The sequence below is a fragment of the Mycobacterium sp. ACS1612 genome (assembly GCF_001667505.1).
Lineage (GTDB): Bacteria > Actinomycetota > Actinomycetes > Mycobacteriales > Mycobacteriaceae > Mycobacterium.
In genome coordinates, this window is sequence record NZ_LZHZ01000034.1 from 87,858 (window position 1) to 100,404 (window position 12,547).

The 12,547-nt window shown below is 66.2% G+C and carries 10 protein-coding genes; 9 read left to right on the forward strand and 1 reads right to left on the reverse strand.

The window, feature by feature from the left end:
* Positions 1–65 precede the first annotated feature (65 nt).
* Together A5724_RS15255 and pyk are read left to right on the forward strand one after the other, a co-directional pair.
* Entirely contained in the window at positions 66–1,085 is a 1,020-nt protein-coding gene (locus A5724_RS15255) for a 2-dehydropantoate 2-reductase (protein ID WP_067803149.1), read from the forward strand.
* A gap of 13 nt (positions 1,086–1,098) precedes the next feature.
* Positions 1,099–2,520 carry a pyruvate kinase gene (pyk, locus tag A5724_RS15260; RefSeq protein ID WP_067803199.1) on the forward strand — a complete coding sequence of 474 codons (1,422 nt, stop codon included), beginning with the start codon at positions 1,099–1,101 and terminating at the stop codon, positions 2,518–2,520.
* A 95-nt stretch (positions 2,521–2,615) separates the two neighbouring features.
* Here pyk and A5724_RS15265 read toward each other — a convergent pair whose 3' ends face one another.
* Entirely contained in the window at positions 2,616–3,077 is a 462-nt protein-coding gene (locus tag A5724_RS15265; RefSeq protein ID WP_156752294.1) for a PAS domain S-box protein, read from the reverse strand.
* A gap of 104 nt (positions 3,078–3,181) precedes the next feature.
* Here A5724_RS15265 and A5724_RS15270 point away from each other — a divergent pair, with 104 nt between their 5' ends.
* The 7 genes from A5724_RS15270 to A5724_RS15300 all read left to right on the forward strand — a co-directional run bounded on the left by A5724_RS15270 (position 3,182) and on the right by A5724_RS15300 (position 12,450).
* Positions 3,182–4,114, forward strand: a complete 933-nt coding sequence (locus A5724_RS15270; protein WP_067803152.1) for a LysR family transcriptional regulator — start codon at positions 3,182–3,184, stop codon at positions 4,112–4,114.
* A 151-nt stretch (positions 4,115–4,265) separates the two neighbouring features.
* The gene (gene oxc, locus A5724_RS15275; RefSeq protein ID WP_067803155.1) at positions 4,266–6,008 is read left to right on the forward strand and encodes an oxalyl-CoA decarboxylase; all 1,743 of its coding nucleotides are present in this window, start codon (positions 4,266–4,268) and stop codon (positions 6,006–6,008) included.
* A gap of 46 nt (positions 6,009–6,054) precedes the next feature.
* Positions 6,055–7,311: a formyl-CoA transferase gene (gene frc, locus A5724_RS15280; RefSeq protein WP_067803158.1), complete on the forward strand. Its 1,257-nt coding sequence runs from the start codon at positions 6,055–6,057 to the stop codon at positions 7,309–7,311.
* A 75-nt stretch (positions 7,312–7,386) separates the two neighbouring features.
* On the forward strand, positions 7,387–7,845 hold the full coding sequence (locus tag A5724_RS15285; protein WP_067803161.1) for a formate dehydrogenase subunit gamma: 459 nt from the start codon (positions 7,387–7,389) through the stop codon (positions 7,843–7,845).
* Positions 7,842–9,416 (forward strand): NADH-quinone oxidoreductase subunit NuoF, encoded by a 1,575-nt coding sequence (locus tag A5724_RS15290; protein ID WP_067803163.1) that lies wholly within the window; start codon positions 7,842–7,844, stop codon positions 9,414–9,416. The genes A5724_RS15285 and A5724_RS15290 overlap by 4 nt, the downstream gene beginning before the upstream one ends.
* Positions 9,413–12,235: a formate dehydrogenase subunit alpha gene (fdhF, locus tag A5724_RS15295; protein ID WP_067803165.1), complete on the forward strand. Its 2,823-nt coding sequence runs from the start codon at positions 9,413–9,415 to the stop codon at positions 12,233–12,235. The genes A5724_RS15290 and fdhF overlap by 4 nt, the downstream gene beginning before the upstream one ends.
* Positions 12,236–12,237: 2 nt before the next feature.
* Complete coding sequence (locus tag A5724_RS15300) at positions 12,238–12,450, forward strand: formate dehydrogenase subunit delta (RefSeq protein WP_067803168.1); 213 nt, start codon at positions 12,238–12,240, stop codon at positions 12,448–12,450.
* The last annotated feature ends 97 nt before the right edge of the window (positions 12,451–12,547 follow it).

Below are 12,547 nucleotides of genomic sequence, written 5' to 3' on the forward strand. Positions count from 1 at the left end.
ACCCGCGCGGCTGTCGTGGCCGCGCGTGGCTGTACATATCAGTATCCACAGTCAGGAGAGTCGCCATGAAGATTGCAGTCGTCGGGGCCGGAGCAATTGGCGCTTACTGGGGTGCTTCGCTGCACCGAGGTGGTGCTGAGGTCCACCTGATCGCACGCAACGAGCATCTGCGGGCCATGCGGGAGAACGGAGTGCAGGTGCTCAGCCCGCGCGGTGACTTCGTGGCCCACCCGCACGCCACCGACGACCCCGCCGAGATCGGCCCCGTCGACTATGTCTTCCTCGGGCTCAAGGCGCACAGCTATCCCTCCTGTGGCCAGCTGGTGCAGCCGCTGTTGGGCGAGCACACCGCAGTCCTGCCCGCCCAGAACGGAATTCCGTGGTGGTACTTCCATCAACTGCCCGGGCCGTACGAGGGCCGTCGCATCGAAGCCGTCGATCCGGGCGGCGCCACCAGCGCCGTGCTGTCACCGGAGAGGGCGATCGGTTGCGTGGTCTACCCGGCAACGACGATCGAGGCGCCCGGCGTGATCCGGCATCTCGAGGGCACCCGGTTCTCGATCGGCGAGCCGTCCGGGGAGATCTCGCAACGCTGTAAAGACTTGAGCGATGCGATGATTGCCGGCGGACTGAAGGCCCCGGTCGAGGCGAACCTGCGCGACGACATCTGGATCAAGCTGATGGGCAACGTCGCGTTCAACCCGCTGAGCGCACTCACCAGGGCCACCATGGTCGAGATCTGCCAGAACCCCAACACCCGCACGATCGTCACCCAGCTGATGGAGGAGACGCTCGACATCGCGGCCAGAGTTGGTAGTACACCGGATATTTCGATCGAGAAGCGACTGCGCGGCGCGGAGAACGTCGGCCACCACAAGACGTCCATGCTGCAGGACCTCGAGGCCGGTAAGCAGCTGGAGCTGGACGCCATCGTCACCGCGGTGGTGGAGATGGCCGACCTCACCGGCGCCCCCGCGCCGACGCTTCGCACCGTGCACGCCGCCGCCGATCTACTCGCCCAGACCTGCGCGCCTGCGACGTCGCATGCCGCCGTTGTCCCGCAGCCCGAACCCGCGCTGCGCTGACGAGAGGAACATCGTGATCCGACGCGCCAAGATTGTCTGCACATTGGGTCCGGCCACCGCGACCGCTCCGCGGCTGGCCGAACTCATCGACGCCGGAATGGATGTGGCCCGGCTGAACTTCAGCCATGGTTCGCAGGCCGAGCATTCGGAGGTCTACGACACCGTGCGCCGCATCGCCGCCGAGCGGGGTCGCGCCGTGGGTGTGCTCGCCGACCTGCAGGGCCCCAAGATCCGGCTCGGCCGGTTCGCAGAGGGGCCGGTGTTCTGGGCCGACGGCGAGCAGATCGTGATCACCACATCGGCGTGCGCCGGCGACCACGACAGGGTGTCGACGACGTACGACGGGCTGGCCGCAGATGTGCGCGCCGGTGACCGACTGCTGGTGAACGACGGCAAGATCGAACTGCGGGTGCTCGACGTGGACACCACGGATGTGCGCTGTGAGGTCATCCACGGCGGACCCGTCAGTGACAACAAGGGCATCTCGCTACCGGGTGTCGCGGTCAGCGTGCCGCCGCTGTCCGAGAAGGACATCGAAGACCTCAAGTTCGCACTCGAACTCGGTGTCGACATGGTGGCCATGTCGTTCGTGCGGGCCCCCGAAGAGGTCAAGCTGGCGCACGCGATCATGGACGAGATGGGCAAGCGAGTTCCCGTCATGGTGAAACTCGAGAAACCGGAAGCGGTTTCGGACCTGCCCGCGATCATCGACGCGTTCGACGGCTTGATGGTCGCGCGCGGCGACCTCGGCGTCGAGATGCCGCTGGAACAAGTTCCGCTGGTGCAGAAGCGGGCGATCAGCTTGTGCAGGCAGGCGGCCAAACCGGTCATCGTCGCGACGCACATGCTCGATTCGATGGTCGCCGACACGCGCCCGACGCGGGCCGAGGTGTCCGACGTCGCCAACGCGATCTTCGACGGCGCCGACGCGGTGATGCTGTCGGCGGAGACCAGCGTCGGTGCCTACCCTGCGCACACCGTCGAGACGATGGGCCGCATCGTCATGACGGCCGAAGACGCACTGCGACAGGGCAAAGCGACCGAACAAGCGCTGCGCGAAGACGAGGACGCGAGCATCAGCGATGCCGTCGCCGCCGCCGCGTGTGGGCTCGGCAGGCGGATCGGCGCGGTGGCGCTGTGCTGCTTCACCCGGTCGGGGGACACCGCGATGCGGTTGGCCAGGCAACGGTCGCCATTGCCGCTGATCGCATTCGCGCACAACGAATCGGTCAGGGCGCGGTTGGCGTTCACCTGGGGGATTCAGTCGGCGGTGTTGGCCCCGACAAGCACACCGGAGACCATGCCTGCTGTGGTGAGCCGTGGTCTGGCCGATCTCGGTATCTCGCATCCGGGCAGCCTGGTGGTCGTGGTGTCCGGGAGCCGTGACGGAGTCGCCGGCTACACCGACCGGATGCGCGTGCTGCGCATCGAGTGACGTACCGCGGCCGAACGTTCCTTACCGCTCGAGATTTTGCCGATTTTTCGAGCGGTAAGGAACGTTCGCCGCAAACCGCGCAGACCGGGGGCCGGTCAGGCCGACGCCACCCGGCTTTCGAGTTCGGAGATTTTGGCGCGCAGTTCCCGCTCGGCATTGCGGCGCTCGGTGACCTCACGCATGATCGCCGAGATCCCGACGATCTGGTCGGCATCGTCACGCAGCAGTGCGACACTGAACTCAATCGACAGCCGATGCCCGTCGCGGTGGGTAGCAGGCACGCTCAGCAGTTTGTCGCCGTACCGGGTGTATCCGGTTGCCATGGTCTGGAAGTAGCCCTTCCAGTGCCGCTCACGCAGCTTCTCCGGGATGATGATGTCCAGGTTCTGGCCCATCGCCTCCTCGACCGGGTAGCCGAATATTCGCGCGGACCCCTCATTCCACAACCGGATGATTCCGGCCGGATCGGTGACCACGATGGCCTCGGCGGACTCCCTGACGACCGCGGCGGCAAGCCAATCCTCGGTCACACCGGTCACGTTCGAACCTTCGGCCACGTCACGCTCCGTTCCTCATTCGATTGCTCGCTGGACATAGTCGCAGCAGACCTCTAGCATACGCAATATCGAATACTGAATACAATCTGTGCCGAGGAGGGCCTGTGCTGCTGCGCCAACTGGAGTACTTCGTGGCGGTGGCCAGGGAGCGACACTTCGCGCGCGCGGCCGAGAGCTGCTACGTGTCGCAGCCTGCGCTGTCCACCTCGATCGCAAAGTTGGAACGCGAGCTCAGCGTCACCCTCATCAATCGTGGCCAGAACTTCGAGGGGTTGACCCCCGAGGGCGAACGGTTGGTCGTCTGGGCCAAGCGCGTGCTGGCCGAGCACGACGCTCTGAAGGCCGAGGCGGCCGCGATGCGCTCCGGCATCTCTGCGACGTTGCGGCTCGGGACGGGGCCGACGGTGTCGACGACCGCGGCCCTTCCGGTGGCGGCATTTTGCGCGCTTCACCCGTTGGCACGGGTGAAGGTGTGCTCGCGGCTCTCGTCCACCGAGTTGCTCCGTCAACTCCGCGACTTCGAATTGGATGTGGCCATCGCGCATTTCGGCCCTGACGACCAGTCGGGGCTCGAGGTGGTACCGCTGTACGAAGAGCAGTATGTGCTTCTGGTGGCGGGTGATCAGCTGGTGCCGTCGGCGCGGACCATCACGTGGGCCGAGGCGGCCCAGCTGCCGCTGGCGCTGCTGACGCCCGATATGCGGTTCCGCCAGTTCATCGACAAGGCGTTCGCCGGCAGCGGAGCGCTTCCCGCTCCGCAGGTGGAAACCGATTCTGTCGCATCACTTTACGCGCACGTCGCGACCGGCGCATGGGCCAGCGTGGTGCCGCACACCTGGCTGCGGGCCATGCCGGTGAACGGCGCGGCGCGGGTGATCCGCCTGGTCGGGCCGGACACCACAGCACAGATCTCGATGGCGATTCACGCCGGCATGCCCGGTTCTGTTGCCGCGCGGGCGTTCCTGAATGTCGCCGTCGGAACGCCGTTGAACGACATCTTCGAACTGCACGGAAAGGATCTCGTCCACGTCGCATAACGCCGGCGGTGGACGTAGGTCCGCCTTCGGCACGTCGTGATAACCGCCGTCTATCGGGTGATTGGAAACAGGTGTTGGACTCACCCGTCCGCGACGCGGAAAGTTAACTCCAACAAGGGAAAAGCGCGAACAGCCAGGAAGGGCCCACATCATGACCATTGCTTCCCTGCCGGACACGGAGGTAGAGAGCGCCCCCGAGCCACAAGAGCCGGGTGCTCTCACCGATGGGATCCACCTGGTCGTGGACGCGCTCAAGCTCAACGACGTACACACCATCTACGGTGTGGTCGGCATCCCGATTACCGACCTGGCCCGCCTCGCCCAGGCATCGGGCATCCGCTACATCGGCTTTCGCCACGAGAGCGACGCCGGCCACGCTGCGGCCGCGGCGGGCTTCCTGACCAAGAAGCCCGGCATCTGCCTGACCGTCTCGGCCCCCGGCTTCCTCAACGGCCTTGTGGCGCTGGCCAATGCGACCACGAACTGCTTCCCGATGGTCCAGATCTCCGGCTCCAGTGAGCGTCACCTGGTTGACCTTCAGCGCGGCGACTACGAGGAGATGGACCAGCTGGCGGCGGCCAGGATGTTCGCCAAGGCGGCCTACCGAGTATCGCGGGCAGAGGACATCGGCCGCGGTATCGCCCGCGCCATCCGCACCGCGGTTTCCGGCCGTCCCGGCGGCGTGTACCTCGACATCCCGGCCGCCGTGCTGGGCGAGGTGATCGACGCGGCCGAGGCCTCCAAGACGTTGTGGAAGGTCGTCAACCCGGCGCCGCGGCAGCTGCCGGAGACCGAGATGGTCGACTCCGCAATCGATCTGCTGGCCAACGCGAAGCGGCCGCTCATCGTGCTCGGCAAGGGTGCGGCCTACGCGCAGGCCGACGAGCAGATCCGCGAGTTCGTCGAGACCACCGGCGTGCCGTACCTGCCGATGTCGATGGCAAAGGGTCTGCTGCCTGATGACCATCCGCAGTCGGCGGCTACCGCCCGCTCGCTCGCCCTGAAGCGTGCCGACGTCGTCATGCTCGTCGGAGCCCGGCTGAACTGGCTGCTCGGACACGGCGATGCGCCGCAATGGAATCCGGATGCCAAGTTCATTCAGGTCGACATCGCGGCCAACGAGATGGACAGCAACCAACCCATCGCGGCTCCGCTTGTCGGTGACATCGGCTCGGTGATGGATGCGCTGCTCGAGCGGGCGAAGCCCGGCCAGATCAGTGTGCAGGCCGAGTGGCGCGAAGAGCTCGAGGCGAAGTCGACGGCGAACGTCACCAAGATGGCCGGTCGCCTCGAATCGGCCCTGACCGCGCACCCGATGAAGTTTCTCGGCGCGCTGCAGGCCATCCGCGACGTGCTGCAGGACAACCCGCAAGCCTATGTCGTCAACGAGGGGGCCAACGCACTCGACTTGGCGCGCAACACGATTGGCATGCAGGTGCCCCGGCACCGGCTGGACAGCGGCACGTGGGGCGTGATGGGCATCGGCATGGGTTACGCGATTGCCGCCGCCGTCGAGACCGGCGACCCGGTCGTCGCGATCGAGGGCGACAGCGCGTTCGGGTTCTCCGGTATGGAACTGGAGGCCGTTTGCCGCTACAACCTGCCGATCGTCACCGTCATCCTCAACAACAGCGGTGTTTACCGCGGTGACGAGACGAGCAACAACGGAGACCCGGCGCCGACGGTACTGCAGGCTCGACACGAATACATGATCAAGGCCTTCGGCGGCAAGGGATATCAGGCCACAACGCCCGCGGAGGTCGCCGCGGCCTTGCGTGAAGCCCTCGCCTCGGGCAGGCCGGCGCTTATCGACTGTGTCATCGACCCCTCGGACGGCACCGAGAGCGGCAACATTGCCCACCTCAACCCCAAGGGAATCACCGCAAAGCACTGAGCTCGCTCGCACCGACACGACAACAACCGACGAAAGGAAACGTGTCATGACCGATTTGCCGCTCTCCGGGATCAAGGTGATTGACTTCACCGGGGTCCAGGCGGGCCCGGCGTGCACCCAGATGCTCGCCTGGCTCGGAGCCGACGTTCTGAAGGTCGAGCGTACGAGCGGGGGTGACGTGACGCGTAATCAGTTGCGGGACATCCCCGAACTGGACGCTCTGTACTTCACGATGCTCAACAGCAACAAGCGCTCGCTGGCGATCAACACGAAGTCACCCGAGGGCCTCGAGGTGATGGAGAAGCTGATCCGCGAGGCCGACGTGCTGGTCGAGAACTTCGCGCCCGGCGCCATGGACCGTATGGGCCTGTCGTGGGACAAGATCCAGGAGTGGAACCCCCGGCTGATCTTCGGTTCCGTCAAGGGATTCAACGACGATTCGTCCTGGAATGACCTGAAGGTGTACGAGAACGTCGCGCAGTGCGCTGGCGGCAACGCCTCGACCACCGGCTTCTGGGATGGCCCGCCGACCGTGGCCGGCGCCGCCCTCGGCGACAGCAACACCGGTATGCACCTGCTGATCGGCATTCTGACCGCGCTGATTCACCGGGAGAAGACCGGCAAGGGCCAGAAGGTCTCTGCCGCCATGCAGGATGCGGTGCTGAACCTGTGCCGGGTCAAGCTGCGCGACCAGCAGCGCCTCGAGCGCGTCGGCTACCTGGAGGAGTACCCGCAGTGGCCGAACGGCGAGTTCGGTGAGGCCGTTCCGCGCGGCGGCAACGCAGGCGGCGGTGGGCAGCCCGGTTGGGTGGTCAAGTGCAAGGGTTGGGAGACCGACCCCAACGCCTACATCTACTTCACCATCCAGGAGCAGAACTGGAAGCGCACTGCCGAGGCCATCGGTCGGCCGGAGTGGGTGGATGACCCGGGCTACAGCACCGCACGCGCCCGTCAGGACAAGATCTTCGACATCTTCGCCGAGATCGAGAAGTGGCTGGCGGACAAGACAAAGTGGGAAGCGGTCGACATCCTGCGCGAGTGGGAGGTGCCGTGCGCACCCGTCATGTCCATGAAGGATCTCGCCGAAGACAAGGATCTGCGCAAGAGCGGAAGCATTGTCGAGGTCGAGCAGCCAGGCCGGGGCACCTACCTGACCGTCGGCAGCCCGATCAAGTTCTCGTCGTTCAAGCCCGACATCAAGGGCGCGCCGCTGCTCGGTGAGCACACCGACGAGGTGCTCGCCGAACTGGGCTACGACGCGGAGACCATCGCCGCGTGGCACGAGAAGAAGATCGTCGTTTAATCCCGCCCGCCCGGGCGTGAACCGCCCCAGGCGCCGTCCTGGGGCGGTTCAACCCGTTTCGTTAGGAGTCGCGGCATGAACACCGCCCTTGTTCGAGACATCGTCACGACTCACAAAGGGCAGCGAGGCGCTTTGCTTCCGATCCTGCACGCCATCCAGGAAGCACTGGGATGCGTTCCGCCGGAAGCTATTCCGGTGCTCGCTGACGAACTTAACCTGTCCCGCGCCGACGTGCACGGGGTGGTGTCCTTCTATCACGACTTCCGTTCGACGCCCGCAGGGCGTACCACGGTCCGCATTTGCCGCGGAGAGGCCTGTCAGGCCGTCGGTGCGCAACGTCTGGTGGACCACCTGCAAGACAGCCGCGGGCTGCGTCTCGGCGACACCAGCGCGGACGGTTCCGTCACTGTCGAACAGGTCTTCTGCCTCGGCAACTGTGCGTTGGGGCCCGCGGCGCAAGTGAACGGCCGACTGCAGGGACGGCTGGACGAAGCACGCTTGACGACGATCCTTGATGAGGCGGTCGCGCAATGAACACATCCGTAACTGTCTATGTGCCAGGGGATTCCGCGGCCAGATCGGTCGGTGCCGACGACGTCGCAGCAGCGCTGGTGACCGCGGCGACGCGTCGCGGCCGCGCTGTTCAGGTGGTGCGCAACGGTTCTCGCGGAATGCTCTGGCTCGAGCCGCTGGTGGAGGTCCAGACGCCGCAGGGGCGCGTTGGCTATGGCCCGGTGGCGGCCGCCGACGTCGACGACCTAGTGGCGGCCGGCCTGCTGGACGGGGCCGACCTGCCGCAGCGGCTGGGTGTGGTGGACGAAATGCCTTGGCTCGCATCGCAGAACCGGGTCACCTTCTCCCGGATGGGCGTCATCGATCCGCTCTCGCCCGACGACTATCTGCGGCATGGCGGCATCGTCGGTCTGGTTCGTGCGCTCGAGATCTCGCCCGCGGACGTCGTCGCGGAGGTGACGGAGTCCGGGTTGCGCGGACGCGGTGGGGCAGGATTCCCGGCGGGCATCAAGTGGAAGACGGTGCTCGACTGCGTCGACGAGTTGAAGTTCGTCTGCTGTAACGCCGACGAAGGCGACAGCGGCACGTTCGCCGACCGCATGCTGATGGAGGGCGATCCGTTCCTGCTCATCGAGGGCATGACGATCGCCGCGTACGCGGTCGGCGCCACCGAGGGCTACATCTACATCAGGTCGGAATACCCCGACGCGGTCGCCACGATGCGCGCAGCGATCGAGATCGCTTATGACCGAGGGTGGCTCGGGGACAGCGTGCTCGGCTCGTCACTGAACTTCGACCTGTTCGTGCGCGTTGGCGGCGGCGCCTACATCTGCGGCGAGGAAACCTCGATGCTGGAGAGTCTGGAGGGCAAGCGCGGCATGGTCCGCGCCAAGCCGCCGATTCCGGCGATCAACGGCTTGTTCGGCAAGCCGACCGTCGTCAACAACGTGCTCACCCTCGGCACGGTGCCGACGGTGCTCGCGCACGGCGCCAAGGCCTATCAACAACTTGGTGTCGAGCGGTCACGCGGCACCCAGGTCTTCCAACTCGGCGGCAACATCAAGCACGGCGGCATCGTCGAGACCGCGTTCGGCATCACCCTCGGCGAACTCGTCGACGGTTACGGCGGCGGCACCCTGTCCGGTCGCCCTGTGCGGGCGGTACAGGTTGGCGGGCCGCTGGGCGCATACCTGCCAAGGGCGCAGTTCGACCTGCCGATGGACTACGAGGCGTTCGCCGCGGCGGGTGCCATGGTCGGGCACGGCGGCGTCGTGGTGTTCGACGAGACCGTCGACATGGCGGCGCAGGCCAGATTCGCGATGGAATTCTGCGCCGCGGAGTCGTGCGGCAAGTGCACCCCCTGTCGGGTCGGCGCGGTGCGCGGCGTGGAGGTCATCGACCGGATCACCGCTGGGGAGCACCGTGACGAAAACCTCGCGCTGCTCGAGGATCTATGCGACGTGATGACCGAAGGTTCGTTGTGCGCGATGGGCGGGCTGACGCCGATGCCCGTGCGCAGCGCGATCAACCATTTCCCCGATGACTTCTCTGCCAAAGAACCCATCAGCGCGAGGACGGAAGGCCAGCCATGAGTCTGCTCAAGGAACCCGACTTCGGCACCCCCGCCAAGACCGGGCCCGCGACGATCTCGCTCGAAGTGGACGGATTCCCGGTGTCGGTGCCGGAGGGCACGTCGGTGATGCGCGCGGCCGCGACGGCCGGTGTCGACATCCCCAAGCTGTGTGCGACCGATCGGCTCGACGCGTTCGGCTCGTGCCGACTGTGCCTGGTGGAGATCGACGGCCGCCGCGGCACGCCAGCGTCGTGCACCACCCCGGTGGCCGACGGCATGGTGGTGCGCACCCAGACGCCGAAGGTGGCCAAGCTGCGTGAGAACGTCATGGAGCTCTACATCTCGGACCATCCCCTGGACTGTCTCACCTGCGGCGCCAACGGCGACTGCGAATTGCAGGACATGGCAGGCGTTGTCGGGCTGCGCCAGGTGCGGTACGGCTACGAGGGCGAGAACCACTTCGACGCGGTCAAGGACCAGAGCAACCCGTACTTCGACTTCGATCCGTCCAAGTGCATTGTCTGCTCCCGCTGTGTGCGTGCGTGTGACGAGATCCAAGGCACCTTCGCGCTGACCATCGAGGGCCGCGGCTTCGCGTCGAAGGTCTCACCCGGGGCAGGCGAGTCGTTCATGGACTCCGAATGTGTGTCGTGCGGTGCCTGCGTGCAGGCGTGCCCGACCGCAACCCTGCAGGAACGCTCGGTGATCGAACTGGGCATGCCGTCGCGGTCGGTGGTCACCACCTGCGCCTACTGCGGTGTGGGATGTTCGTTCAAAGCCGAACTGCGCGGCGACGAACTGGTCCGCATGGTGCCCTACAAGGACGGCGGCGCCAACGAGGGTCACTCATGTGTCAAGGGCCGGTTCGCCTTTGGCTACGCCACCCATCCCGACCGCAAGCTCAAGCCGATGGTGCGCGACGCGATCACCGATCCGTGGCGCGAAGTGGAATGGGACGAGGCGATCGACACCGTCGCCCGCAGGATGCTCGACATCCGGCGCCGGCACGGCGCGGGCGCGATCGGCGCCATCACCTCGTCGCGGTGCACGAACGAAGAGGTCTACGTCCTGCAGAAGATGGTCCGCGCCGCGTTCGGCAACAACAATGTCGACACCTGCGCGCGGGTGTGCCACTCGCCGACGGGCTACGGCTTGAAGCAGACCTTCGGTGAGTCGGCAGGCACCCAGGATTTCCGGTCCGTCGCCGAAGCCGACGTGATCATGGTGATCGGCGCCAATCCCACCGACGGTCACCCCGTCTTCGCGTCCAGGATGAAGCAGCGGATCCGCCAGGGCGCAAAGCTCATCGTCGTCGACCCCCGTCGTATCGACCTGGTGCGCTCTCCGCACATCGAAGCCGATCACCACCTGCAGTTGAAACCCGGCACGAACGTGGCCGTGGTCAACGCGATCGCGCATGTGGTGGTGACCGAGGGGCTGGTCGACACGGCGTTCATTGCGGACCGTTGCGAGGGCTTCGAGGAATGGGCGGAGTTCATCGCGCGCGAGGAGAACAGTCCTGAAGCGGTGCAGGCGATCACAGGTGTGCCCGCCGCCGAGGTGCGCGCCGCGGCGCGGTTGTACGCGCAGGCCCCCAACGGCGCCATCTACTACGGGCTCGGCGTGACCGAGCACAGCCAGGGCTCGACCATGGTGATGGGCATGGCGAACCTGGCGATGGCGTGCGGCAACATCGGCCGCGACGGCGTCGGGGTCAACCCGCTACGCGGTCAGAACAACGTGCAGGGCTCGTGCGACATGGGGTCGTTCCCGCACGAATTCAGCGGGTACCGGCACGTATCCGATGACGCGGTGCGTGAGGTCTTCGAAAACCTTTGGGGCACAGCCTTGTTGCCGGAACCCGGACTTCGCATCCCGAACATGTTCGACGCCGCGATCGAGGGCAGCTTCCGAGGTCTTTTCGTGCACGGCGAGGACATCGCGCAGTCGGACCCGAACGTCGGACACGTCACCGCCGCGCTCGGCGCGATGGAGTTGGTGGTCGTCCAGGACCTGTTCCTCAACGAGACCGCCAAGTTCGCGCACGTGTTCCTGCCCGGTGCCTCGTTCCTCGAGAAGGACGGCACGTTCACCAACGCGGAACGGCGGATCAACCGCGTGCGCGCGGTGATGAAGCCGAAGAGCGGCAAGCACGAGTGGGACATCGTCTGCGAGATCGCGACGGTGATGGGATACCCCATGCACTACGACCACCCCAGCCAGATCATGGACGAGATCGCCTCGGTGACACCGACCTTCGCCGGCGTGTCGTTCGACCGGATCGACGAGGTGGGCAGCATCCAGTGGCCGTGCGACGGCGACGCTCCCGACGGCACGCCGATCATGCATGTGGAGGAGTTCACCAGGGGCAAGGGCAGATTCATGCCGACGCCGTTCGTCGCGACGGACGAGCGCAGCACCCGCCGCTTCCCGCTGATACTGACGACCGGCCGGATTCTGAGCCAGTACAACGTGGGCGCCCAGACCCGCCGCACGGCCAACATCGCGTGGCATCAGGAGGATGTGCTCGAGATTCACCCGCACGACGCCGAGGATCGCGGGATCACCGATGGTGACGAGGTGACCGTCGCCAGTCGCGTCGGCAAGACGAAACTGCGCGCGAAGATCTCAGACCGAATGCCAGCTGGCGTCGTGTACACCACGTTCCACTATCCGGTGACTGGGGCGAACGTGGTGACCACCGACAACTCGGACTGGGCCACGAACTGCCCGGAGTACAAGGTGACCGCTGTTCAGGTGACGCTGGCCCATCCGGCCGTCACCGAGCAGGCGCAGCGCGCGTTCGAAGACGTGCTGACCGCGGAACTGGTGGATTGATCATGGCGACCAACGCTCCCGCGGAGATCAAGATGATCAACAACATCGCCGCGCATTTCGGCTATCTGCGCGACGAGCAGGCCGCCAATGCGGTCGCCGATCACATCCGACGGTTCTGGGATCCGCGCATGAAGCAGCGACTGCTGTTGCTCGCCGCCTCGGACACAGAGGATCTCGATCCGATCGCGGCCACTGCGGCGGGCCTGCTGCGCTGAGGTGCAAACGTCGAGGCCGGGGGGGGGCGCCCCGGCGCCCGCCGGCGCGGGGGGTTTTGGGTGTAATGGGGGTGCCCCCCCCATACCCCGGTGCATC

Coding starts and splice junctions, on each gene's coding strand:
- A5724_RS15255 (WP_067803149.1), top strand. CDS start 66: ATGAAGATTGCAGTCGTCGGGGCCGGAGCAATTGGCGCTTACTGGGGT.
- oxc (WP_067803155.1), top strand. CDS start 4,266: ATGACCATTGCTTCCCTGCCGGACACGGAGGTAGAGAGCGCCCCCGAG.
- frc (WP_067803158.1), top strand. CDS start 6,055: ATGACCGATTTGCCGCTCTCCGGGATCAAGGTGATTGACTTCACCGGG.
- A5724_RS15285 (WP_067803161.1), top strand. CDS start 7,387: ATGAACACCGCCCTTGTTCGAGACATCGTCACGACTCACAAAGGGCAG.
- A5724_RS15290 (WP_067803163.1), top strand. CDS start 7,842: ATGAACACATCCGTAACTGTCTATGTGCCAGGGGATTCCGCGGCCAGA.
- fdhF (WP_067803165.1), top strand. CDS start 9,413: ATGAGTCTGCTCAAGGAACCCGACTTCGGCACCCCCGCCAAGACCGGG.
- A5724_RS15300 (WP_067803168.1), top strand. CDS start 12,238: ATGGCGACCAACGCTCCCGCGGAGATCAAGATGATCAACAACATCGCC.